This window comes from Fictibacillus sp. b24 (assembly GCF_030348825.1).
Lineage (GTDB): Bacteria > Bacillota > Bacilli > Bacillales > Fictibacillaceae > Fictibacillus.
Genome location: NZ_JAUCES010000005.1, coordinates 620831 through 643057 on the forward strand (window position 1 = coordinate 620831; position 22227 = coordinate 643057).

23 protein-coding genes are annotated in these 22227 nt (G+C 42.4%); 14 read left to right on the forward strand and 9 right to left on the reverse strand.

Annotation, left to right across the window (positions count from 1 at the left end):
* The first annotated feature begins 4 nt into the window (after nt 1–4).
* Nucleotides 5–859 (forward strand): CheR family methyltransferase, encoded by an 855-nt coding sequence (locus QUF49_RS03135; protein ID WP_289494291.1) that lies wholly within the window; start codon nt 5–7, stop codon nt 857–859.
* Between the two features lie 25 nt (nt 860–884).
* Here QUF49_RS03135 and QUF49_RS03140 read toward each other — a convergent pair whose 3' ends face one another.
* Nucleotides 885–1022 (reverse strand): hypothetical protein, encoded by a 138-nt coding sequence (locus QUF49_RS03140; RefSeq protein ID WP_289494292.1) that lies wholly within the window; start codon nt 1020–1022, stop codon nt 885–887.
* Nucleotides 1023–1120: 98 nt separating this feature from the next.
* Nucleotides 1121–2251, reverse strand: a complete 1131-nt coding sequence (locus tag QUF49_RS03145; protein ID WP_289494293.1) for a fused response regulator/phosphatase — start codon at nt 2249–2251, stop codon at nt 1121–1123.
* 389 nt (nt 2252–2640) lie between these two features.
* Here QUF49_RS03145 and QUF49_RS03150 point away from each other — a divergent pair, with 389 nt between their 5' ends.
* The 4 genes from QUF49_RS03150 (at nt 2641) to QUF49_RS03165 (ending at nt 7271) form a co-directional block, all read left to right on the forward strand.
* Nucleotides 2641–3438 (forward strand): DeoR/GlpR family DNA-binding transcription regulator, encoded by a 798-nt coding sequence (locus QUF49_RS03150; protein WP_353958296.1) that lies wholly within the window; start codon nt 2641–2643, stop codon nt 3436–3438.
* Nucleotides 3435–4742, forward strand: coding sequence for a four-carbon acid sugar kinase family protein (locus QUF49_RS03155; protein ID WP_289494294.1), 1308 nt, complete (start codon nt 3435–3437; stop codon nt 4740–4742). The genes QUF49_RS03150 and QUF49_RS03155 overlap by 4 nt, the downstream gene beginning before the upstream one ends.
* A gap of 30 nt (nt 4743–4772) precedes the next feature.
* Nucleotides 4773–5807, forward strand: coding sequence for a 4-hydroxythreonine-4-phosphate dehydrogenase PdxA (gene pdxA / locus QUF49_RS03160; protein ID WP_289494295.1), 1035 nt, complete (start codon nt 4773–4775; stop codon nt 5805–5807).
* Nucleotides 5808–5897: 90 nt separating this feature from the next.
* Entirely contained in the window at nt 5898–7271 is a 1374-nt protein-coding gene (locus QUF49_RS03165) for a GntP family permease (protein ID WP_289494296.1), read from the forward strand.
* A gap of 402 nt (nt 7272–7673) precedes the next feature.
* On the opposite strand, the gene QUF49_RS03170 is transcribed toward QUF49_RS03165, so the two are convergent.
* A complete protein-coding gene (locus QUF49_RS03170; protein ID WP_289494297.1) occupies nt 7674–9194 on the reverse strand; it encodes an ATP-binding protein in 1521 nt (506 codons plus the stop codon).
* A gap of 163 nt (nt 9195–9357) precedes the next feature.
* On the opposite strand from QUF49_RS03170, the gene QUF49_RS03175 reads away from it, so the two are divergent.
* Complete coding sequence (locus QUF49_RS03175) at nt 9358–9873, forward strand: DUF3189 family protein (protein WP_289494298.1); 516 nt, start codon at nt 9358–9360, stop codon at nt 9871–9873.
* Nucleotides 9874–9913: 40 nt separating this feature from the next.
* Here QUF49_RS03175 and QUF49_RS03180 read toward each other — a convergent pair whose 3' ends face one another.
* Together QUF49_RS03180 and QUF49_RS03185 are read right to left on the reverse strand one after the other, a co-directional pair.
* Entirely contained in the window at nt 9914–10366 is a 453-nt protein-coding gene (locus tag QUF49_RS03180; protein ID WP_289494299.1) for a hypothetical protein, read from the reverse strand.
* 157 nt (nt 10367–10523) lie between these two features.
* Nucleotides 10524–11927, reverse strand: coding sequence for a DHA2 family efflux MFS transporter permease subunit (locus QUF49_RS03185; RefSeq protein WP_289494300.1), 1404 nt, complete (start codon nt 11925–11927; stop codon nt 10524–10526).
* 180 nt (nt 11928–12107) lie between these two features.
* Between QUF49_RS03185 and QUF49_RS03190 the strand changes: the two genes are divergently transcribed.
* Nucleotides 12108–12245 (forward strand): hypothetical protein, encoded by a 138-nt coding sequence (locus tag QUF49_RS03190; protein WP_289494301.1) that lies wholly within the window; start codon nt 12108–12110, stop codon nt 12243–12245.
* A 112-nt stretch (nt 12246–12357) separates the two neighbouring features.
* Nucleotides 12358–13161, forward strand: a complete 804-nt coding sequence (locus QUF49_RS03195; protein WP_289494302.1) for a YihY/virulence factor BrkB family protein — start codon at nt 12358–12360, stop codon at nt 13159–13161.
* A 272-nt stretch (nt 13162–13433) separates the two neighbouring features.
* On the opposite strand, the gene QUF49_RS03200 is transcribed toward QUF49_RS03195, so the two are convergent.
* Genes QUF49_RS03200 through pxpB form a run of 4 tightly spaced genes read right to left on the reverse strand, consistent with a single transcriptional unit; the run spans nt 13434 to nt 17167 of the window.
* Nucleotides 13434–14225, reverse strand: coding sequence for a putative hydro-lyase (locus QUF49_RS03200; protein WP_289494303.1), 792 nt, complete (start codon nt 14223–14225; stop codon nt 13434–13436).
* Between the two features lie 24 nt (nt 14226–14249).
* Nucleotides 14250–15440 carry an NRAMP family divalent metal transporter gene (locus QUF49_RS03205; RefSeq protein WP_289494304.1) on the reverse strand — a complete coding sequence of 397 codons (1191 nt, stop codon included), beginning with the start codon at nt 15438–15440 and terminating at the stop codon, nt 14250–14252.
* A 15-nt stretch (nt 15441–15455) separates the two neighbouring features.
* Nucleotides 15456–16469: a biotin-dependent carboxyltransferase family protein gene (locus QUF49_RS03210; RefSeq protein ID WP_289494305.1), complete on the reverse strand. Its 1014-nt coding sequence runs from the start codon at nt 16467–16469 to the stop codon at nt 15456–15458.
* A complete protein-coding gene (pxpB, locus tag QUF49_RS03215) occupies nt 16466–17167 on the reverse strand; it encodes a 5-oxoprolinase subunit PxpB (RefSeq protein WP_289494306.1) in 702 nt (233 codons plus the stop codon). The genes QUF49_RS03210 and pxpB overlap by 4 nt, the downstream gene beginning before the upstream one ends.
* 215 nt (nt 17168–17382) lie before the next feature.
* Here pxpB and manA point away from each other — a divergent pair, with 215 nt between their 5' ends.
* From manA to nagB, 6 genes are all read left to right on the forward strand, one after another.
* Nucleotides 17383–18342 (forward strand): mannose-6-phosphate isomerase, class I, encoded by a 960-nt coding sequence (manA, locus tag QUF49_RS03220; RefSeq protein ID WP_289494307.1) that lies wholly within the window; start codon nt 17383–17385, stop codon nt 18340–18342.
* A gap of 60 nt (nt 18343–18402) precedes the next feature.
* Nucleotides 18403–18543 carry a hypothetical protein gene (locus tag QUF49_RS03225; RefSeq protein ID WP_289494308.1) on the forward strand — a complete coding sequence of 47 codons (141 nt, stop codon included), beginning with the start codon at nt 18403–18405 and terminating at the stop codon, nt 18541–18543.
* A gap of 149 nt (nt 18544–18692) precedes the next feature.
* A complete protein-coding gene (locus tag QUF49_RS03230) occupies nt 18693–19373 on the forward strand; it encodes an N-acetylmannosamine-6-phosphate 2-epimerase (protein WP_289494309.1) in 681 nt (226 codons plus the stop codon).
* A 15-nt stretch (nt 19374–19388) separates the two neighbouring features.
* Nucleotides 19389–20186 (forward strand): MurR/RpiR family transcriptional regulator, encoded by a 798-nt coding sequence (locus QUF49_RS03235; RefSeq protein WP_289494310.1) that lies wholly within the window; start codon nt 19389–19391, stop codon nt 20184–20186.
* Between the two features lie 33 nt (nt 20187–20219).
* Nucleotides 20220–21407 (forward strand): N-acetylglucosamine-6-phosphate deacetylase, encoded by a 1188-nt coding sequence (nagA, locus tag QUF49_RS03240; RefSeq protein ID WP_289494311.1) that lies wholly within the window; start codon nt 20220–20222, stop codon nt 21405–21407.
* A complete protein-coding gene (gene nagB, locus QUF49_RS03245; RefSeq protein WP_289494312.1) occupies nt 21404–22156 on the forward strand; it encodes a glucosamine-6-phosphate deaminase in 753 nt (250 codons plus the stop codon). The genes nagA and nagB overlap by 4 nt, the downstream gene beginning before the upstream one ends.
* Nucleotides 22157–22227: the final 71 nt, after the last annotated feature.

Below are 22227 nucleotides of genomic sequence, written 5' to 3' on the forward strand. Positions count from 1 at the left end.
TTCGATGAAAGATTTCATTTGGAACAACGATGACAGTCAGGAAATGAATATTACGGAAACGATTGAGATGGATTTGTTGCTAGAAGGGTTGTACCGCGTATCTGGTTTTGATTTTCGCCAGTATATGCGGTCCTCGATCCATCGGCGCGTTCATAATCGCATGCAGATCGAGCAGATCCCAACAATAACAGGCGTATTGGAAAAAGTGTTGCATGATTCGTCTTTTATGACGAAGCTGCTTAATGATTTATCCATTAACGTTACTGAGATGTTCCGCAACCCAGAGTTCTTTAAAGCGTTCCGCGAAAAGGTGGTTCCTCAGTTGCGGGATCTGCCTGAGATTCGCATCTGGCACGCAGGATGCGCAACTGGGGAAGAAGTGTATTCGATGGCCATTCTCATTGAAGAAGAAGGCCTGAGCCATAAGACGAAATTATACGCGACCGATATGAACGAACCTGTGCTGAACAAGGCGCGTTCAGGCATTCTGCCACTTAGTAAAATGAAAACGTACACCAAGAATTATATGGCGGCTGGAGGTACGCAAGCCTTTTCTGAGTACTACACAACGGACGGTCACTTCGCTTATCTGAACCCGTCGTTATTAAAGCAGATCAGCTTTGCTCAGCATAATCTCGTGACAGATCATTCTTTTAACGAGTTTCATGTGATTCTTTGCCGCAACGTACTGATTTACTTTACCGCGGCTCTGCAAAACCAAGTACATGAGCTGTTTTATGACAGCCTTAGCCCTAATGGGTTCCTTGGCCTTGGCGATAAGGAATCGATTCAGTTTGCGGACTGTGCAGATAAATATGCTGATTTTGCAGACCAAGTGAAGATTTATCGTAAAAAATAGGCTGTTTTCGTATTCATTGTTGCTCTTAAAAAGTAGTTGATTTCCGCTCCAGGTGCTTCGCTTTCCGCGGGGCAGGCGGTGAGCCACATTCGTACGTTACACTCTTAAGTGTCTCACCTGCCCGCCTGTCCCGCAGGAGTCTCGCACCTTCCACTTCAATCAACAATCATAGGAGAAAACATCCAAAAGCAGCAATTTTTTAGAAAAGAGCCAAAATGAAAGCAGGATGAAGGGGATATGAGACCTCTTCATCCTGCTTTTTTAGTTCGCTTGTATCATCATAATACACATATCATCGCTCTGTTCAGTTTGCTGCTCTTCTGGGATTACGAGGTGGATCGGCGAGCGGATGTTGCTCCATTTTTCCGATGCCACGTATTTCAACTTCTCAAGCATCAACTCTTCATCATCCCCAGCTTCTAGCACGCCGTCCGTAAAGAGCAGCATTTGAATGTTGTCTTCATACTGAATCACTGACTTTTTAACCTCGATCTGTTCAAAAAAACCAACGGCATAACAGCACCGTTCAATCGTGCAAAGCGAATTGTCAACAAGTACATATCCTTCAGGGTGTCCTGCATTCACATATTCTACTGTCTTCTTCTCCGTATCGATCAAGAGGTAGATGCCTGTGAAATAGTAGTTGTAATCGTTTTTCGGATTGTGAAGAAGCGCCATATACCGATTCAGCTCTTTAATAACGAGTTCGGGATCTTTCAGTTCTTTTATCGTATCCCTCATAACCGAAGAGATGAACATACAAACAAGGGAGGATGAAATGCCGTGTCCCATCATGTCGAGAAGAATGATACCATAACGGTGGTCATCAAACTTGTGCCAATAATACATATCCCCAGCAAGCTTAAAGGAAGGAAGGTGAGACACATTAATCGTGATGTTGTCCTCTTTTATAGGTGGATTTAACAGTCCTTTTTGAACTTGCATGGCAAGATCGAGCTCATTTTGAATCTTTTGCTCCTGCTCGGCATGCCAATCTTTTTCGTATTTTAAACGAAGTGCCACTCGAATTCTTGCAAGCAGTTCGATTTTATTGATCGGCTTTGTTACATAATCCATTCCGCCGCAATCTAGGGCTTCTGCCAGTTTGCTAGAGTCTTCAAGAGCCGTGATGAAGATAATCGGAATATCTTTAAAGCGTTCGTCCTGCTGTAGGCGATGGCACGCCTCGATCCCGTCAATCTCAGGCATCATAATATCAAGAAGAATGAGGTCAACTGACTTTTTATTAAGCTGATTTTCGTTTTGTTCAAGATAATCAAACAGCTGTTGAGCGGATGAAAGAGAGGTACAGTCCTCATATCCAGCGTTTTTTAATATTTTTTGTATTACAAATAGATTTACTGTATTGTCATCAACGATCAGAATGGACATTTTAAAATTCTTCCCCTTATGTACCATTTATTGTGTGTTTTTCTAGGATCATTCAATTCTATAAATCTAGTATACAAGTAAATGTTAAAAGCGACTATTATTAGGTACTTTAAAGGTGAAATATAGTATGTAGTAGGGAATTTAAGCAGATTCCTATGAGAAAGATAGGTGCAAGGATGGCGCATGTGTTTTTGAGGTAGACATAAGCTTGAAGTGTTTGTTTTAAATGAACATCAAAAAAATATCCACATTAATTTCAATAATTCCACGTTAAATGAAATAAATTCACATTAGTAAATGAATGCACCAGCTCAAATATATTTTGTTTACTTTAAACAAAACTATTGACAATAATGTTCATTTAGAACAATATAAAAGATATAAAGTGTTTGAAATTAACAAAGGTGATGAAGATGATGCCTAAAGAACGTAGAGAACAAATTCTTAAACAGTTAAATACAAACGGAAAAATAGATATTGAACACTTGGTAAGTGAATTAAATGTTTCAGCGATGACGATTCGCCGTGATCTTGCTTACCTTGAAGAGAACAATCAGATCATTAGAACACATGGCGGTGCAATTCTAAACAAACCATTGGTTATTGAAACTTCATTCCGAACAAAAGAAGGCAAGTTCAATGACCGCAAGAAGATGATTGCAAAAAAAGCCGTGGAGTTCATTCAAGAACACGCAACAATTCTTTTAGATTCAGGGACGACAACGCTAGAGATTGCGAAACTACTAAAAGACAAAAAGACGATCACTGTTGTTACGAATGACATTAAGATTGCAGCCGAGCTTACTGATACCGACGTGAAAGTGATTGTTACTGGCGGAGAACTTCAAAATAATGTTGGTACTTTATTCGGTCCCTTAACCGAACTGATGTTAAGGAACATTCATGTTGATGTATTTTTCCTAGGAGCTCATGCCATTGATTTTAAAGCGGGTGTTACAGCACCAACTTTTGAAAAGGCTTCCATAAAAAAGCTCATGATTGAAGCGTCGGAAAAAACATGGCTAGTAGCTGACTCCAGCAAGTTTGACCAAAAGTCACTTACGAAAGTATGCGATCTCACACAAATACACGGGTTAATTACGGATCGCGGTATTTCAGAAGAAACCGAAGAAAAACTGAATGAATACTTGGATGTAGTAACCGTTGAAGGTGGTGAGCAGGAATGAAAGTTGGCGTCATTGCGGATGATCTAACAGGTGCCAATGCAACTGGAGTAAAGCTCATAAAACAGGGATTTGAAGCAGCGACGATGGTCTATTACGATCAGGAGCCTGCTTCAGGAAGCTACAATGCAGTTTGTATCGACACAGATAGCAGGTATGCACGAAAAGATGTTTCCGAAATGAGAATCAAAACAGCATTAAACAATCTTCAGCGTTGGGGAGCAGACGTAATCTGCAAGCGAATAGACAGTACGGTAAGAGGAAACATCGGCATTGAGATTGATAATGTTCTACATGGACTAGGAGAACAGTCGATTGCGGTAGTTGTAGCATCGTTTCCAGAATCAGGCCGCATCACATCAGGCGGCTACTTACTCGTAAACGGTGTGCCGGTTCAAGCCACAGATGTGGCGAAAGACCCGGTTACGCCACTGACTGAATCGTACGTTCCTTCTATTATAAGAAAACAAAGTGTACACGCTGTTGCACACATTGGTCTTGAAACCGTCCTGCAAGGAAAAGAAACTATTTTACAAGATTTAAAGAAAAGTATAAAGGCAGGCAATCGCATTCTCGTGCTCGATGCAGTGACAGATGAAGAAATTGAAGATATAGCTCATGCAATGGCATTGATTGAGGACTACAAACTTGTTCCTGTTGATCCAGGCCCACTAACCGCTCTTTATGCAAAAGCGTACTCGAGTCAGCACACACAAAGTAAAAAGATTATCGTCACTGTTGGCAGCGTGACTTCATTAAGTGCTCAACAATTGACATACCTCATTGATAAAACGAATGCTAATCCGGTCTATGTGAATGCGGAAAAATTAGCAAGTCTATCAGACAGCTGGGAAGCAGAGGTCGAGCGTGTGGTGAACGAGGCTTTAGAAGAGATACATGAGCAAGATATCCTGATTATCACCACGAATTCGCCATCATCCAAGCAATTAGATCTGAAACGTTTAGCGGAAGAGCAAGGCGTCAGCCAAGATCAATTAGCGAAAAGAATCGCGGATGGATTAGGGAAAATTACACGAATCGTTATTCAGTCTACCAACTATGAGATCGGCGGCTGCTTCTCCAGTGGAGGCGATGTTACAGCGTCTCTATGTTCAGTAGGAAGAGCTGAAGGTATCAAGCTGAAAGACGAGGTGCTTCCTCTTGTAGCATACGGTCAGTTCATCGGAGGATACTTTGATGGCATACCACTCGCTACTAAAGGCGGTATGGTTGGCGACAAAAAAGCGATTCATACCATTGTTAAACATCTTTTAGCGAATCAAACTTCTACCAAACAAGTCCAATAACATTTTATAGATTCCTAAGGAGGAAAAAACATGACAACAGCAACGAAAACAACAACCACTGAAAGAGCCATTATCGCTATTCCAATGGGTGATCCAGCAGGTATTGGGCCAGAAATCACGATGAAATCTCTTGCTAAAAAAGAAATTTACGATGTATGTAAACCACTCGTGATCGGGGATGCTGCTGTACTCCAAAAAGCAATCGAGATTGTTGGAGCGGACCTTACGATTAACGAGGTAAACGCACCAGCAGAAGGAAAGTACGAACTAGGTACAGTTGATGTGATCAACTTAAACAACATTGATATGAATCAGCTTCAGTACGGTGAAGTTTCTGCACAAGGCGGACAGGGAGCTTTTGAATACATCAAAAAAGCGGTAGAACTTGCGACAGCTGGGGAAGTAAAAGCACTTGCAACAACGCCGATCAACAAAGAATCTCTAAAAGCAGCGAACGTTCCATATATCGGTCACACGGAAATGCTTGAAGCTCTTGCTGGCTCAAACGACCCGTTAACGATGTTTGAAGTAAAAGGAATGCGAATTTTCTTCTTAACGCGTCACTTATCATTGAAAGATGCCATTGCGGCCATGACGAAAGAACGTGTGCATGATTACTTAATCCGTTGTGATCGAGCGCTCGCTCGCCTAGGCGTTGAAAACAGAAGATGGGCTGTTGCTGGTTTAAACCCGCATAGCGGTGAAGGCGGTCTTTTCGGTTGGGAAGAAGTAGAACAAATCAAGCCAGGTATTGAGATGGCAGTAGCAGACGGGATCAACGCGGTAGGTCCTGTTCCAGCAGACTCTGTTTTCTTCCAAGCTTTAAACGGAAAATACGACGCTGTACTATCTCTTTATCATGACCAAGGACATATCGCGGCAAAAATGACAGATTTTCATAGAACCATATCTATTACGAATGGTCTTCCATTCTTAAGAACTTCTGTAGACCATGGAACGGCATTTGATATTGCAGGAAAGAACATTGCGGAAAGCACAAGTATGGAAGAGTGCATTAAGCTTGCTGCTCAATACGCACCAAAGTTTACAGCAAACAGTTTGTAAAAAGGTTTATTCCATAATGTGAAGGGTGTAAGAGCCCTTCACTATTATTCCGATAAAATAAAAGCGCTTACATTAAAGGGGGTTAATTGAATGGAAGTTTCAGGAGCACAAATGGTAGCTGGGTTAGTTCTTGGGGTTATTGCATTAATTTTTCTCGTTTTAAAAACAAAGGTTCACGCTTTCTTAGCTTTACTTATTGCAGCATCTATCGCGGGTCTTGTGGGTGGAATGGAACCTGGAAAAGTGGCAGATACCATTTCAGCAGGTTTCGGCAGTACGTTAGCATCTATTGGTATCGTTATTGGTCTCGGTGTTATGATTGGACGGATTCTAGAAGTATCGGGAGCTGCAGAAACATTAGCTTATTCTCTGATTAAAGCAGTAGGAAGAAAAAAAGAAGAATGGGCGATGGCGATTGCGGGTTACGTTGTTTCCATTCCAATCTTTGTAGACTCAGCGTTTGTTATTTTAAATCCACTTGTAAAAGCACTATCTAAGAAAACAGGGAAGTCAGTCGTTTCATTAGGTGTTGCGCTAGCAGTCGGACTCGTCATCACGCACTCCCTAGTACCGCCAACTCCTGGTCCGTTAGGTGTAGCAGGGATTTTTGGAGTCGATATTGGTCTTATGATCGGACTTGGTCTTTTGTTCGCCATACCGACGATGATTGCAGGTGTATTGTATGCAAAATGGATAGGCAAAAGAATCTATCAAGTGCCAGATGATTCAGAGTTAGGTTTTACACGCCCAAATAAACAAGCAGCCTATCAAGAGTTCATCGAATTAGCAAGCGCGAGAGAACATGATCTTCCATCACTTGGCCGCTCATTATTACCAATCGTTCTGCCAATACTACTAATCTTTTTAAATACAACCTTAGCGGCGCTTGAATTAACATCCGGATTCTACGGTGTTCTGATTTTCTTAGGTAAACCGATTATCGCAGTCAGCATTGGATTAATTGTCGCGATATATGCTCTAGCAGGAAACTTGAGCCGTTCTGAATCGCTTGATCGAATGGAAGAGGGAATTCAAACTGCAGGGATTATCCTTTTAGTAACAGGTGCAGGCGGTGCCCTTGGAAATGTTCTTCGTGAAAGCGGAGCAGGTAACTATATTGCGGAAAGTATTGCAGGCCTTGCATTGCCAGCGATCTTGATTCCTTTCTTTGTAGCCACGATCGTACGTTTAGTACAAGGAAGCGGAACGGTTGCGATGATTACGGCTGCATCCATTTCCGCGCCAATTCTATCACAGCTTGATGTCAACATGGCACTAGCCGCTCAAGCAGCAGCGATGGGATCAATGGTATTCTCGTATTTTAACGATAGCCTTTTCTGGGTTGTAAACCGAATGCTAGGGATTAGAGATGTAAAAGAACAAATCATGGTGTGGTCGGTCCCAACCACAATCTGTTGGTTCGTAGGATTAGTTTCACTTTTAGTAGCGAACATGATTTTTTAAACAAACGTTTAAAAAAGATGCTCAGGATTTCCGAATCTGTGAGCATCTTTTTTTGTATTTTTTTTCTAAAATCATTTAAAAAAAGCAGGTAGTGGTGAAATAAGAGAATTGTTTAGTAGATTCCTATATTGAGCGTGTTGCGTAGGCGATGATTGTGTTTTTCGGAGAGACATAACTGTTCTTTGATTGTTTTGGATGAACACGCAAAAATATATTCACATTAATTGAATTATATTCACGATAATCTCTATAATTTCACGATAAACACAATAATTTCACGTTATATTAAATAAATTCACGTTAGGAAAAATTCATCATTTTTTAAACAAACGTTTAAAAAGATGCACAGGATTTCGCTATTTCTGAGCACCTTTTTCCTCTCTTACGTTAAGTGATCAGCTTTCAAGGTTCGACATTCGCAGCAGAATGCATAGGCAGTGTAATCGTAAAAGTGGTTCCTTCGTTAAATACGCTATCCACCTCAATCGTGCCCCGGTGATTCTGAATGATTTTGAAGCAAACCATTAGTCCAAGTCCTGTTCCGTTAAATTTGGTTGTATAAAAAGGTTCACCCAACCTCTTTTTTTGTTCTTCGGTCATACCGACTCCGTTATCTTTTATGTAAAGTACAATGTTGTCACCAGATGACGCAGCGGATAACTGAATTCTTCCGCCATTCGGCAGAGCTTCCATCGCGTTTTTAATCATGTTGATGATCACTTGAGTAAGCTGATTTTTCTCCCCATAAACGAGTGGAATACGGTCTTGTTTTTCAAATGAGATGACGACGTTTCTCAAGTTCGCTTCAGGCTGCATGAGATCTATGACGTTTTGAACACTGTCTGTGATGTTGAACCAGCTGAAATAGACGGCATGCGGTTTTGCCAGGACCATCAGTTCGCTCACGATAAAGTTGATGCGGTTAATCTCGGTCAGGATAATGTCTTTATAAAAAGCGTTCTTTTCAGGATCTGACTCATTGAAAAGCTGAACGAGTCCGCCGATGGACGTAAGCGGGTTGCGGATCTCATGTGCGATGCCAGCGGCCAAGTCACCGATTAAGGAGACTTTTTCTGACTTTAGTAAAATTTCTTCTGTTTTCTTCTTTTCTGTGACATCGTACTGAATCGAGATGTGCTGATATGCGACTCCCTCTGGATCTAGAAACGGAATAATCGTCGTATCGACCCAATAAAGAGAGCCGTCTTTTGCTTTATTGCAGATCTCACCGTTCCAAACTCGGCCGGCCTTAATTTCTTGTTTGATATGATCTAGGTATTCGTCAGAATGAACGCCTGATACGAAGATTTTGCCGTGATCTTGGCCGATCAACTCGTTTCGATCATATTTGGTTAATCTGCAGAAGTGGTCGTTCACTTGAATGATATGATTATCTTTATCGGTTATCGAAAAAATCGTAGCTTCAAAGAGCGCAGTTCGAATGTTGTTCAACTCAGCAATGGAGATATCCAGATTCCGATTCGTATGCTGAAGCGCTTTTTTTGTGTTATGCATAAATGTCGTATAGTGAGTGACAATGGAACGGGCTGCTAGATCAATCTGTAGATGAATATTGTTGCAGATTTTAGTAACGGTATCAGCGGTAATGGATTCTTCCTCTAAAAACTCACAAATAACTACGCGAGTTTCAAAGATAAAGTGAAGGGCGTGATCGAGCGGTATCTCACTTTCAGACGAGCGCTGCCCGAATGCGTTAGCCCACCTTTGGATCTTTTCCTCGACCAAATTTCCTTCTTCCATAAGAGATTGCCCTAAATAGGAGAATAGCGTTTCCATCCAATAGGGTAACTTTATTAAATAGTTCGTATAGTTCGCTTCTAAGTTCTCGATCGGCGATAATCGGTCTACAAGTTGCTTGCTGTTATTGATAATTTTTGTTCCAAGTTCTCTACAACCTTCCATATGAGTGCCTCCTCGAACAGTGTCCGAATGTTTATGAAGAACTCTTCGACATTTCGACAAATATCCCTTCTAACGATTTGAATTGCAACTTTATGAAGGAAGGTATCTTCAGAAGGTCAAACGGAGAGAATGATGGATGAAGTAACCTTAGGAGCTGTATGGAATGATTTATATTTATAATGATTACGGAGGAACGCATACCACGTCACTCGCTGCGGCATTTCATCTTAACAAGCTGCCCCGAAATGTGGAGCCTTCAAAAGAACAGATACTTAACGTGCCATACTTCAATAAATTGAATACGTCCGATATGGGGACGATCATCTTTCACGGAAATGATGAGGATGGTCATTCCGTCTATACGGTAGGCCGGGGGAGGTCAAAAATTTTTGTTCCTGGTCTGAAAAATTTATTTGAACTTTTAGAGAATAGAAGCACGACAGGTGAAAGAATCATCTTTTCCAACACATCACCGACAGTCCCGCTGGCCATGACGTTTGGTGGATTGTTTTCCAGAAGACTTGGTATTGATTTCATCGGAGTGCCGCTTTTAGTAAAGGGGGCTAAACAAGCTTCCGCACAAATTGCTCATCTTGTTGAACAAACGAAGAGAATCGCCAAAGAATCTAATCAACAAGTTGTTATATTAGAAAACAAAGAAGAGTTTCTATACACGTGAAAAAAGACACTTCATCACTAAGATTAAGTGTCTTTTCGCTTTATATCGCTTGCAAAATACTCTCCATGTAGGTTTCGGTAAAGCATTGAAAGCAGAGATCAAGCATTTGGTTAAGATCTTGAACAAGCGCAATCGTTTCTTTTACCGTGTAACCTTCTTCTTCAGATAGTCGAGCGATCACTCTTATGAGTTCTGACCGAATAAAAAGGTTTGGCTGCATAGCAATATCAAGGGACTGACCATACTGAAGCGCATATTGAGCGGTATGGGTCGACCACACTTTAAGGCCTTCCTCTTTTACATCTGAAGACAGCAAAAGGGAACTTCCTAATAGTTGAACAAACTTCGTGATGTAATCAACAGAGGACTGAAGATCAAACAGCTGATTTTCTTTTACGGGGTATTTCTCAAAGCGTCGGCCAATGATTTTTTCAGCTAGGGAGGGAGCTTCGTTAACTAAAATTCCAGCTAATTTTTGTTGAATCGTATTCAAAATACAAGCCTCCTTTTAACATGTTATATAACATTAAGAAATTTAATGGTTTAGATGGATAAAGTGCTATCTATATTAAGTATTACTTATGAAAGATAGATTGTCACGAAATATTCAGTTAAATTACAATAATTTAACATAAAGAAGGCAGCTGGGATCAGCTGCCTTCTGCTTCTTTTTGCTTTTCCTTTATGAAGAAAGAGATAACAAGGCCGATTAAGGATAGAACAGCTACGACGATAAAAGCCATGTTTGCCCCGTACATATCCGGGTGAGAAATTTCTGGATTTTGTACTGCGGTCGAGGCTGTTGTTGTCATTACGGTAACCAAAATGGCTGTGCCGACTGATGCGGCAATCATCTTCATCGTATTATCCATAGCCGCACCATGTGGAATCAATCGTTTCGGCAACCGGTTTAAGCCCGCTGTTGCAACAGGCATCATGACCATCGCGAGTCCAAACATCCGCACCCCGTACAGTACTGTGATGAAGGTAAACGATGTTGATGGACTCAACGTAGCGAACGCGAAGGATGATCCCGTAATAATGACTAATCCCGTAAACGCAAGCCATCGTGCGCCGAACTTATCGAAAAGCCTTCCCGTGATCGGTGACAAAAGTCCAGTTATCAGTGCGCCTGGTAAAAGAGCGAGTCCTGCTTCAAACGCAGTGAAATCTCTCATGTTTTGCATGAATAGCGGAATAATCGTCTCAGCTCCAATCAATCCCATAAACGTGATCATCCCGATAATAACCGTGAGCGGAAAGATAGAATTAGCGAACACACGGAATTCAAGCATGGGATGCGCTAATCGCAGTTGTCTTGTGATGAAGAGTACGAGTGCGATTACACCGATCACGAGCCAGAGCAATGTTGGTGTTGCTGTCCAACCTAGATTTCCGGCACATGTAAACCCGTACAGCAAACCTCCGAAACCGAATGAAGAGAGGATGATTGATAAAACATCCACTTTCGTTTTAGCCGTCTCTGTCACATTTTTCAGTGCGAAGAAAGCGATGACGATATCAATGATCGCAATCGGCAAGATAATGAAGAACAGCACTCGCCATGAATAATGGGACGTGACCCATCCTGATAAAGCGGGTCCGATTGCAGGCGCGAACGAAATGACGAGCCCGACTAAACCCATCGCTGATCCCCGTTTGTTCACTGGAAAAATCATAAGAAATACGGTTTGCATAAGAGGTAGCATAACGCCCGCTCCACTGGATTGAATAACCCTTCCAAGCAGCAGCATCTCAAAGTTTGGCGCGAGGCCCGCCACAAGTGTACCGAACGCGAATACACTCATTGCTGTGATAAAAAGCTGTCTTGTCGTGAACCGCTCGAGCAGAAAGGCGCTCACCGGAATCATTATCCCATTTACAAGCATAAAAACGGTCGTCAGCCACTGAGCGCTGTTGGCCGTTATGTTCATCTCTTTCATAATTGGCGGAATCGCAGTAATCATCAGCGTCTGATTGAGTATCGCAATAAACGTACCTGCAAGAAGCAAGGCAACAATCGTAGAATGTTTATAATTTTGTGTCGTTTCCATATGTGGTGTCATTCCCATCTAACAAAAGTAATGTTTAAAGCTTACAGGATTTTGGATGGTAATGACATTAACTTGCTTAAGGTAAGTGGCGGGGAACTATAAAATGACTCTTATCTAAAAGTTGTAGATTTTAAGTAATTTTGTTCTTTCTCTTCATTGAAAAGTTGATTGGAGTGCAAGGTGCGAGACTCCTGCGGGACAGGCCGGCAGGTGAGACACTTAAGAGTGAACCGTTACGAATGTGGCTCACCGCCTGCCCCGCGGAAAGCGAGCACCTGGAACGGAAAGCAACCACTTTCAAATGCAACATCGATATGATAACAGCCCTAATTAGGTCTTTCTTAAAAAAAGTGATCTGATTGGACAACTTTTTGCGTATATATTATAGTTACTACTTTTAAGGACTGGCATAGATAAGAGGTGTTGCAACATGAATATCATTGAAGTCCTAAATAAATTAAGCGACCGATTCTTTAAATTAAGGGTTTACGATCTGTCAGCGCAGATGGCGTATTACTTCTTAATGTCGGTCTTTCCGTTTTTATTGGTGATCTATTCGCTGCTGACGTATTTGCCGCTGCGCGAAGAAAATATATTGGAGCTAATTCAGCCGTATGCGCCAGACAGCACATACGCATTGATTGAAAAAACGTTATCCTACACCGTTATGAAACAAGAGGGAAATCTGCTGTCGTTCAGTTTGATCATAACGTTGTGGCTATCATCCATGGGTTTTCAATGCATGAAGCGCATATTGAATGATGCGTATGAAGTAAGAAATGAAGAAAACATGCTGAAGCAAATCGCAGAAAGCTTGCTGTTAACAATAGGGTTCATGATTGCCGTGCTTTTCTCGGTAATTGTTCCGATTTTTGAAAAAGTGCTGCGTGTATATTTAGAGGGCATTTTTTCTAATGTAGCGTTTCAAAAGCTCTGGATCATCGTACAGTGGGGGATCGGGACCGTATTTCTGCTGACCTTCTTTATCGTGCTGTATTCGTTTGCCCCGAGCATCAAACTAGGGTTTCGCAAAGTACTTCCAGGTGCGTTTTTTGCGACGATCGGCTGGCAGCTCGTTTCGATGGGCTTTGCCTCATATGTGAGCGGGAACAACTATTCCGCGTTATACGGGCAAGTGGCAGGTCTCGTCGTGTTGATGCTGTGGTTTTATCTCTCTGCGATGATGATTATAATCGGGGGATTGCTGAACACGGTGGTTCATCCGGAAAAATAGAGATGTGGCTGGTCCAAGTGTGGGTCAGTCCTTTTTGTGCAGGAATTGTTCATAAAATACTTATTGTTGATATATTCATTGAAATTGTTGATATATTCATCTTATGTGTTGATATCCACCTAGCTTGTGTTGATATCCATCTAGCTAGCGTTGATATCCATCTAGCTAGCGTTGATATCTCACTAGCTTCAAAGATATAGCGTTCACACCACCTCTAAATAGCAAAAAAAACAACCGGAATGATTAAAATTCCGGTTGTTCTTTCTTCAAATTTACAAAATCCCATACTTCTCATCCCGAACATCGGTGATAAACATGTGCCCAGGTGCATGTGTGATCATGATCTCTGGCTTTACATGCATCGCAACGGCTTGAGGCGTTACACCGCATGCCCAAAACACGGGAACTTCGCCGTCATGAATCTGGACAGGGTCACCAAAATCGGGCTGATACAGATCATGAATGCCGATCGCTTCGGGATTGTCTATATGAACAGGCGCACCGTGAACAGAAGGGAAGCGGCTCGTCACTTGAACAGCTCGCACAACATCTTGTTCAGGAATCGGACGCATGCTTACTACCATCGGACCTTCAAAACGCCCAGCTTTCACACATTGAATGTTCGTTTTAAACATCGGTACATTGCATCCGCGCTCAATATGACGAACGGGGATGCCGTTATTCATCAAGGCATGCTCGAACGTAAAGCTGCAGCCAAGCAAAAAGCCGACCATGTCTTCATTCCAGAGTTCCTTGATGTCGTTTCGCTCTTCCGCCAATTCTCCGCCACGATAGACGCGGTACTTTGGAATATCCACGCGCAGATCCGCATCTGGCGCCACTAGTGCTGGAACTGCGGAACCAGGTTCAGTTACATCAAGCACTGGACAGGGCTTCGGGTTTCGCTGGCAAAACAGAAGAAAGTCAAACGCCAGCTCTTTCGGCAGCACGACTAAGTTTCCTTGCGTATAGCCGTTTGCGAGTCCGCTTGTCGGCTTCACCCATTCTCCGCGCCGGATCAGATCCCGTGCCTCAGCTGGGTTCAATCTATCTAGTTCTTTCATAAAAGCTCCCCCTTTTATAAGAAACTATGCGAATAGCTTTGGAATTTCTGTGTACAGCATATACACACTCATAGCGGCCATGATGACAACAATCACGCCTCCGAAAATCGTCATCCACACCGGGTGTTTATAGTCGCCAACAATTTTTTTCTTGTGTGCTGCAACCAGCATAACACCTAGTGCTATCGGTAAAATAAGACCATTTAAAGCACCAACTAAGATTAGGATGGCAACTGGTTTTCCAACTAATGCAAATACAATGGTTGAAACCGCGATAAATCCGATGATGATCCATTTATGATATTTTTCTAGCGTTGCATTGAACGTTCGAATAAACGAAACGGACGTGTAGGCTGCACCAACAACCGATGTAATGGCCGCGGCCCACATAACAACACCAAACATTTTATAACCGACATTTCCAGCTGCTAACTTAAAAACTGATGCTGGAGGGTTGTTAGGATCCAGCTGCAAGCCTTGCGCTACGATTCCAAGAGCGGCTAGGAACAAGAAGATACGCATGACAGAAGCAATCCCAATTGCTGAAATAGAACCGCGTGTAACTTCTCCTAAACTTTCTTTTCCTTTAATACCTGCATCTAGCAATCGGTGAGCACCAGCAAATGTGATGTAGCCGCCGACTGTTCCCCCAACTAATGTTACGATCGCAAGAACATCAATTGTATCCGGAACGAACGTTTTCGCAACGGCCTCGCCAACAGGAGGCTGAGCTGTGAACATGACATACACTGTCAATCCGATCATGACGAACCCGGCCACTTGTGTAAAACGGTCCATCGCTTTTCCGGCCTCACGCACGACGAATATTAAAATGGCAATTACACCACTTAGCAACGCTCCCATCTCAGCAGAGACACCGAATAAGACATTTAACCCTAATCCAGCTCCGGCAACGTTTCCGATGTTAAAGGCCAATCCACCGATAACGATCAAGGCGGCCAAGAAGAACCCTAGCCCAGGAAGCACATCGTTTGCAATATCCTGTGCTCTTTTTTCAGATACGGCAACAATTCGCCAAATGTTCATCTGAGCACCAATATCGATAATAATAGAAGTTAAAATAACAAAACCAAAACTTGCGGCGAGAATGGACGTGAAATGCGTTGTTTGTGTTAAAAATCCTGGTCCGATCGCTGATGTGGCCATTAAAAACGCGGCACCCAGCAGAACGCTAGCTTTTGACTCTTTCTTCATACTGTTCCTCCTAGTTTACTTTGTTTTTTGTCGTATTTTGAGTGCGATCCCTTGTTTCAGCTGGTGTAATTTCTTTTCTCGATCTAAGTAGAGTTGTTGTGCCACTTCGTGTGAAACTTCAACGAACTGTACTTTATCGCCAGGCTTGAGCTGCGCCATGATTGATAGGTCGACTGTCGCGATCTGTCCGATCTTCGGATAGCCGCCTGTTGTTTGGCGGTCAGCGAGCAGTACGATCGGATTCCCTTCTGATGGCACTTGAATGGTCCCGAAACTCACCGCTTCCGAAAGCATTTCTTGTTCGTTTTCAAGTGAGAGTTCTGGCCCTTTTAAACGGTAGCCCATGCGGTCAGACTGTGATGTTACTTCAAAGTGTTCAGTGAAAAGCTTCATTTGGCTGTCCTTTGTGAACCATTCATATTGTCTGCCTTTCATCACGCGAACATTCGGTTTAGAAACGGAAGAAACGATAAAATCTGACGAAATGGTCCATTGCATCTCAGCAAACGAATTCTCTTTGACTTCTTCAGCTAAAACTCCAGAAATCTGGCGAGAAAGTTCATTAAGCTCTCCAACAGAAAGCTCATCATCGTTTTGCAGGGCTTTTCCGTTGTGCCCGCCAATTCCTGCTCGTATGTATGTTGATTTGCTGTTCATCACTTCTGGTACATCAAAACCGCCCGCGACCGCAAGATATGCACGGCATCCAGTTTTGCATCCGCCGAACTTTAGCTTGCTGCCTGCTTTCACAAGCACCGAACGCCAAAGCTTTACCGATTTACCATTAATAGAAGGAGACAGATTTCCACCGCAGATCGAAATCAAAGTATCCTCGGAAAACTCCATATCTGGACCGAGCAGCGTAAGCTCTAAAGTAGCTTCTTTTTCATCATTTCCAACTAGCAGATTTGCTATCCGATGTGCTGTCGTGTCCATGACACCGCTCGTGATGACACCGTATTTTTGATACCCGTAACGGCCTAAATCTTGAACACTCGTTAGGAGGCCTGGTTTTGTAATTTTGATCATTTTTCGTCCTCCTCCATTTTTTGAAATTCTTCGATTGAGATCGGCACAAATTTAATTCGATCTCCTGCTTGTAAAAGAGAAGGGGTTTCGCCTTCAGGAAGAAAAAGTTTTCGCGGTGTTTTTCCGATCAGCTGCCAGCCGCCTGGTGTTTCGATTGGATACACACCCGTTTGTTTACCTGCAATCCCAACGGATCCAGCAGGTATCTTAAGTCTAGGATTACTTCGTCTTGGAGCCGCGATTTTTTCACTCATACCGCCGATATAGGGAAAGCCTGGAGCAAACCCGATCATATAAACGATATACTCTCCATTCGAATGAATATCGATTACTTCGTCAGTCGAAAGTCCGTTGTGATCTGCGACGCTCTCTAGATCAGATCCGAATTCTCCGCCATAACACACTGGAATCTCTACGATACGCGGCTCGGCGTCTTCATCGACGTCTAATTTTTCTAAGTGAGTTGTCAATTCTTCGCAAACTTTTTCATAGGGAAGAGTGTCACTGTTTATTTTTAATGGATCATAAAAGACAGCAACGGTCGTAAAACCAGGTACTGTTTCAATGACCCAGTCAAAGGAATGCTCTTCAAAGAAAGAGGAGACTTTTTTGACTTTTTGCTGGATTTCACGGCTTATATCAAGCCCGAGTTCAATGATTAAACTGTTGTCGCCGAGTGGCTCTAGGGTAAATTTCATCGTCAATATCTCCTGTCTTTTTATGTAAAATTAATCAGAATATTTGTATATTTATAAAGGTCTAGTATATATGAAACCGCTCTAAAATCAAACCTACATACATAGATTCCCGATAGTAATCATTTCTAGTCCGAAATTTTGCCGCACAGGTGGTTTATCTTTAAACAAACGTTTAAAATGGGAGGGAGAATACCCATATAGGGAGATGTGAAATCGTGTATAAAGAACCTATTTTTTTTAAACCTGTTTTTAAAGACCGGATCTGGGGCGGTACGAAACTCCGTCAAGAATTCGGCTATGATATTCCTACTGAAACAACCGGTGAGTGCTGGGGAATTTCCGCTCATTCACATGGACCAAGTGAAGTGGTGAACGGTCCATTAAAAGGAAAGACGCTCAATCAAGTTTGGGACGAGCATCGCGAGCTGTTTGCTGACCAAGAGGGTGAAGATTTTCCGTTGCTTGTGAAAATTTTAGATGCGAAAACGGATTTATCTGTGCAAGTACACCCTGATGACTCGTATGCGCGTGAAGTAGAAGGAGAAGCTTTTGGTAAGACAGAATGCTGGTACGTGATTGACTGTGAACCGGGTGCAGAACTCGTTTATGGTCATCATGCGAGTTCCAAGCTTCAATTTGAGCAGATGGTTGCCGAAAACCGCTGGGACGAGCTGCTTCGCAAAGTTGCGATCAAACCGGGTGACTTCGTGTACGTACCGAACGGAACGATTCATGCGATTGGCGCGGGAACGATGATTCTTGAAACGCAGCAAAGTTCAGATGTTACGTATCGCGTGTATGATTACGACCGCCTCGATGATGCTGGTAACACGCGTGAACTCCACATTGAAAAATCGATTGAAGTAGCGATGATCCCGCATGAGGATGCTAATTTCGAGCCTGTTTTATCAGGGAATGATGATCTTAGAATTAAAAAGCTGGTGAAGGAAAGTTATTTTACCGTGTACCACTGGAATCTGTCCGGAGCGGTAGCGGAAGTGGAAAATCCATCGTATTTATTAGTTAGCGTGCTGGATGGTGAGGGAGAATTGAAGGTAGATGGTGAAACGACTTCCTCATTTGAAAAAGGAGACCACTTTATTGTGCCTTCAACAATAAAAACCTTTGCAATGGACGGTGATGCGCGATTTATTGTGTCGCATCCAACACTATAGAGAAGATGAAGCAACCGGAATAAGGTATTCCGGTTGTTTTTTTGTATGGGGGATTGTCTGATGATGCTTGTGCGCGAAAAGGAGGGTGATTGGGGCGAAACGTTGTGCGATTGGAGCGAAACGACCGGTCCATTGAGCGAAACTAACTCCTCGCTGCGCGAACGTGTAATAAATAAAAGAACACGTACCGTAAACGGCTAACGGTACCCCATTAAATTCTTTAACTATGAAAATCCCCCCTGTTAGCAACTATTAAAATGTGCTATTTTATAAGCAAAGAGAAAATAGTTACCGATAATATTAATAAATTGACGAATATTTTCACTAAATCTATATGACAGGGGAATGTTATGTTAAATCAAATTAAAAAAGGTCTAGTCGTATCATGCCAAGCTTTAGAAAATGAACCGTTGCATAGTTCATTCATTATGTCCAAACTGGCTCTTGCGGCAAAAGAAGGCGGTGCATCTGGGATTCGTGCGAACTCCAAAGAAGATATACTCGCTATCAAACAGGAAGTGGATCTGCCTGTTATCGGGATTGTGAAGAGAGATTATGAAGACAGCGAAATCTATATCACCGCAACAAAAAAAGAAGTAGATGAATTAATTGAGAGCGGCTGTGAAATGATTGCAATAGACGCAACGTCACGAGTAAGACCAAATTCACTGGAATTAGAAGATCTTGTTTCATACGCTCGCGCAAAGAATCCAAACGTGCAGCTCATGGCTGACATCTCTTCTGTTGTAGAAGCCAAGAATGCTGTGGAACTAGGTTTTGACTGTGTATCTACTACTCTTTATGGCTACACGGAGGAATCTAAAGAGCACAAACTGTATGAAAATGATTTTCAATTTTTAAAAGAGGTATTAAAAGAAGTAGAGCTTCCCGTTATTGCAGAAGGCAACATTATGACTCCTGAGATGGTAAGGGATGTACTCGAAATTGGTGCTTATTCTGTTGTGGTAGGCGGTGCGATTACGCGCCCGCAGCAGATCACAGCTCGTTTTGTTGCTCAAATTCCGAAATAAAAAGGATGTTTATTAATGGCTTCATTACTCAAAGAAATACAAAGCGTTTTCTCGACGCTATCTGATAAGGAAAAGAAAATAGCGAATTACATTTTAGCAAATCCTGAAAAAGCCTCAAGAAGCCATATTCAGGAGCTCGCAGATACAACAGGCGTTTCAATCAGCTCGATCACCCGATTTGCGAAAAAGGTATCTTGCCGGAATTTTGTAGAGATGAAAGTGCGGCTTGCTGGAGGTTCAGGATCAAAGGAAGAAGAGGGGATCGAACAGCAGCTTTTTTCCTCTTATCGAGATATGTTGACTGACGTCCAGAATCTTGAAGACAGTGAACAGCTTCAGAAAGTTTTAAACTACATCACAAAAGCAAAGCGCATCTTTATTTATGGACTCGGAAGCTCTGGGTTAGCGGCGCAAGAATTAAACTATCGTTTAAGCCGGATGGGTTTTATATGTGAAGCCGTTACAGATCCACATTTAATGATTATTCGAAGTACACTGCTGCAGCAAGATGATGTAATCATCGCTTTCTCGCGTTCGGGGCAAACGGCAGATCTGCTTCAGTCTGTGTTCAAAGGAAAAGAAAATGGAGCGGTGATTGTTGCTTTTACAGCGTTCGGGGAAACTCCTTTAACCAAGCTCTCAGATGCAATTTTGTGGACTGTACACCCGCTGAGAAATCACAGCCTTTTAACAGGCTTAGACTTAAGCACATTGTATTTAATTGATCGAATTAGTCTGCATTTTTTATCGGAAAAGAAACGACAAGAAAAATATATGGAAACAGTAGATGCGATCAAATCACGGGAAAATTAGTAAACTCCAAACCTATTTATAGGAGGCAGGGTAATGTTAGAGAAGACAATCGTTTTAAAGAACGCTTCGGTTTACGGTGAAGACCAAATTATTAGACAGGGCACGATCACGATACTAAAAGGAAAAATTAAAGACTTTGGTCATGACGTGCATTTAGGGGATAAGGAAGCAGAGGTTATTGAACTTCCTGAAACGTATCACATCGTTCCAGGCATGATTGATGTTCATATTCATGGAGCTGCTGGTGCAGACACGATGGATGCAACGTTTGAAGCGCTCGAAACCATTGCAAAAATTTTGCCTCAAGAAGGAACGACTAGCTTTCTGGCAACAACGATGACTCAAGAGCAGAGCAAAATTGAAAAAGCATTGGAAAACGCAGGCTTGTTTATTGAAGCGGGGCAAGTGGAGGGGACTGCTGAAACGCTCGGCATCCATTTGGAAGGCCCCTTTATCTCTGAAAAAAGAGCAGGTGCACAGCCTGTTGGTGCGATTATCAAACCTGATTTAGAACTTTTTAAACAGTTGCAAGAGCTAGCTTCAGGGCACATTAAGCTCGTTACAATTGCGCCAGAGATTGAGGGAAGTCTTGATGTCATTTCATATCTCCGTGAAAAAAATGTAGTTGCGTCGATCGGGCATTCTGATGCAACGTATGAAGAAGTGGTTAAAGGAATGAAGGCCGGCGCCTCTCATGTCACACACCTTTATAACGGAATGCGCGGCCTTCATCATCGTGAGCCAGGAGTTGTCGGAGCGGCACTTTTACACGATGAACTAACGACTGAACTCATCGCGGATGGAATCCACGTTAGGCCAGAGCTCATCTCTTTAACTTTCAAACAAAAAGGAAATGAGAAAGTCGTGTTAGTGACAGATGCGATGCGGGCAAAGTGTCTCGGAGATGGGCAGTATGATCTTGGCGGGCAGGAGGTAACCGTTCAAAAGGAGACAGCAACTTTAAAAGACGGAACACTCGCGGGCAGCATCATCAAGATGAACACAGCAGTAAAGAACATGATGCAATTTACGGGCTGTTCGATTTCTGACATCATTCAGATGACGTCTGCTAACCCTGCAAAGGAACTAAACATTTTTGACCGTAAAGGAAGTCTCGCACCAGGAAAAGATGCCGACATCGTTGTTCTGGACGAAGACTTTGAAGTGGTGATGACTTTTTGTAAAGGGAAAATCGCTTACAGGAGGGATGATGAAGCATGAAAGTCTTAGAAGTAAAAGATTATCATGAGATGAGCTCAATTGCATCGAGAATCATTATTGAGAAAGTCAAATCTAAGCCAGATTGCAAACTAGGACTTGCCACAGGCGGAACACCGATTGGACTTTATAAGGAATTGATCCAAGATTACAGAAAAAACGGTACATCGTATGATCACGTGTGCACCTACAATCTTGATGAGTATGTTGGAATGGATCCCGAAGACCCCAACAGCTACCGTTACTTTATGGAGAAAAACCTCTTTGCGCACATTAACGTTCCTGAATCTCACATACATATTCCTGATGGTACTGCAGAGTTTCTGGAAGCTGAATGTGAACGGTATGATGTTGAACTGAACCGAGGAGAAGGCGTGGACATCCAGATTCTTGGCATCGGAAGCAACGGTCATATCGGATTTAATGAACCTGGCACTTCTTTTTCGTCACACACCCATATTGTTAAGCTTGCTGAAACAACACGAAAAGCGAATGCACGGTTTTTTCAACGTTTAGAAGAAGTACCAACGCATGCCATTACAATGGGTATCGCTTCCATTTTAAAAGCGAAACAGATTTTGCTTCTTGTTTCAGGCATTAAAAAAGCAGAAGTGATGAAGCGATTGTTAACAACAAATGAAATTGATGAGCAGCTGCCAGCTTCAGCGCTGAAAAAACATCAGAATGTAACGATTCTTGCAGATGAAAATGCGCTTTCACTAGTGAAAAAAGCACATTTGAAATATAAGTAAATAGACCCTTTTTTTACAGGGTCTTTTTTCGTGTTTCCAAACGGCAATCCCTTGTCTGTCCTAAGGATGCT

What these genes read in the sequence shown, in the direction of transcription:
- QUF49_RS03210 (WP_289494305.1), bottom strand. Translation starts at nt 16,469, where the DNA reads ATGATCAAAATTACAAAACCAGGCCTCCTAACGAGTGTTCAAGATTTA.
- QUF49_RS03230 (WP_289494309.1), top strand. Translation starts at nt 18,693, where the DNA reads ATGTTAAATCAAATTAAAAAAGGTCTAGTCGTATCATGCCAAGCTTTA.
- QUF49_RS03185 (WP_289494300.1), bottom strand. Translation starts at nt 11,927, where the DNA reads ATGGAAACGACACAAAATTATAAACATTCTACGATTGTTGCCTTGCTT.
- QUF49_RS03225 (WP_289494308.1), top strand. Translation starts at nt 18,403, where the DNA reads ATGATGCTTGTGCGCGAAAAGGAGGGTGATTGGGGCGAAACGTTGTGC.
- pxpB (WP_289494306.1), bottom strand. Translation starts at nt 17,167, where the DNA reads ATGAAATTTACCCTAGAGCCACTCGGCGACAACAGTTTAATCATTGAA.
- QUF49_RS03145 (WP_289494293.1), bottom strand. Translation starts at nt 2,251, where the DNA reads ATGTCCATTCTGATCGTTGATGACAATACAGTAAATCTATTTGTAATA.
- QUF49_RS03195 (WP_289494302.1), top strand. Translation starts at nt 12,358, where the DNA reads ATGAATATCATTGAAGTCCTAAATAAATTAAGCGACCGATTCTTTAAA.
- QUF49_RS03205 (WP_289494304.1), bottom strand. Translation starts at nt 15,440, where the DNA reads ATGAAGAAAGAGTCAAAAGCTAGCGTTCTGCTGGGTGCCGCGTTTTTA.
- nagB (WP_289494312.1), top strand. Translation starts at nt 21,404, where the DNA reads ATGAAAGTCTTAGAAGTAAAAGATTATCATGAGATGAGCTCAATTGCA.
- QUF49_RS03165 (WP_289494296.1), top strand. Translation starts at nt 5,898, where the DNA reads ATGGAAGTTTCAGGAGCACAAATGGTAGCTGGGTTAGTTCTTGGGGTT.
- QUF49_RS03155 (WP_289494294.1), top strand. Translation starts at nt 3,435, where the DNA reads ATGAAAGTTGGCGTCATTGCGGATGATCTAACAGGTGCCAATGCAACT.
- QUF49_RS03200 (WP_289494303.1), bottom strand. Translation starts at nt 14,225, where the DNA reads ATGAAAGAACTAGATAGATTGAACCCAGCTGAGGCACGGGATCTGATC.
- QUF49_RS03170 (WP_289494297.1), bottom strand. Translation starts at nt 9,194, where the DNA reads ATGGAAGGTTGTAGAGAACTTGGAACAAAAATTATCAATAACAGCAAG.
- QUF49_RS03175 (WP_289494298.1), top strand. Translation starts at nt 9,358, where the DNA reads ATGATTTATATTTATAATGATTACGGAGGAACGCATACCACGTCACTC.
- nagA (WP_289494311.1), top strand. Translation starts at nt 20,220, where the DNA reads ATGTTAGAGAAGACAATCGTTTTAAAGAACGCTTCGGTTTACGGTGAA.
- pdxA (WP_289494295.1), top strand. Translation starts at nt 4,773, where the DNA reads ATGACAACAGCAACGAAAACAACAACCACTGAAAGAGCCATTATCGCT.
- QUF49_RS03235 (WP_289494310.1), top strand. Translation starts at nt 19,389, where the DNA reads ATGGCTTCATTACTCAAAGAAATACAAAGCGTTTTCTCGACGCTATCT.
- QUF49_RS03135 (WP_289494291.1), top strand. Translation starts at nt 5, where the DNA reads ATGAAAGATTTCATTTGGAACAACGATGACAGTCAGGAAATGAATATT.